An 824-nucleotide genomic window follows, 5' to 3' on the forward strand; every position below is an offset into this window, starting at 1 on the left:
CTGCAGAACAGGATCGAGGACGCGCCGAGAACCGCCAGGATCTGACCGGCCAGGATCGCTGCGTGCGGGGGCGCGATGTCGAGCACGAGACGCAGGATCAGGAAGACCGGCGCCTTGATGACGAGAGCCGAGAGCACCGCGCTCGCGGCTGCGGGTGCGCCGGCATGGGCCGGGGGCAACCAGAGATGCAGCGGAAACAGGGCAGCTTTGGCGAGAAGCCCCACGATCATCAGGGCAAGTGCCACCGAGAGGGCCGGCCCGCCTTCGCTCAGGCGCGACAGCATCTGGATATCGAGCGTTCCGTAACTGCCATAGAGCAGCCCCGTGCCGAGCAGGTAGAGCAGGGACCCGAGCAGCGCGAACATCAGGTAGCGCAACGCTGCGGCGACGGTCTCGGCGCGGCCATCGAGGCAGACCAGCGGGACTGCGGCGAATGTCAGCAACTCCAGAGCGACATAGAGATTGAACAGGTCCTCGCCGACGAAGACCGCGTTCAGCGCGCTCCATGTCGCCAGCAGCAAGCCCCAGAAGGTCGTCGGGGCCCGGCCGTCCTGCGCCTTCGGGCCCAGCGCATAAAGGCCCCGCGCAAACAGGCCTGTCGCCGTGATCACCATCGCCGTCATCGCGATCATCGTCGCGGAGAGCCCGTCGGCGCGTAGCGCGATTCCGAGCGGCGGCTGCCAGCCGCCGACGACATAGGTGAGCGCGGTGCCGGTCCGGATCAACTCGGCCACGATGGCGATCGCGGTCACGAGGCCCGCGGCCATGGTCACAAGGGCAACCTGCCTGGCGTGGCGAGGCGCGACGACCAGCATGGCCAGCAC

1 protein-coding gene is annotated in these 824 nt (G+C 68.2%); it reads right to left on the bottom strand.

Going from position 1 to position 824, the window contains the following annotated elements; genetic code table 11:
- A partial coding sequence (locus AB4Y92_RS25090) for a proton-conducting transporter transmembrane domain-containing protein (protein WP_441822085.1) occupies positions 1-824 on the bottom strand: 824 nt, incomplete at both ends.

Source organism: Lysobacter sp. TAB13, from assembly GCF_052113885.1.
Classification (GTDB): Bacteria; Pseudomonadota; Gammaproteobacteria; order Xanthomonadales; family Xanthomonadaceae; genus Lysobacter; species Lysobacter gummosus.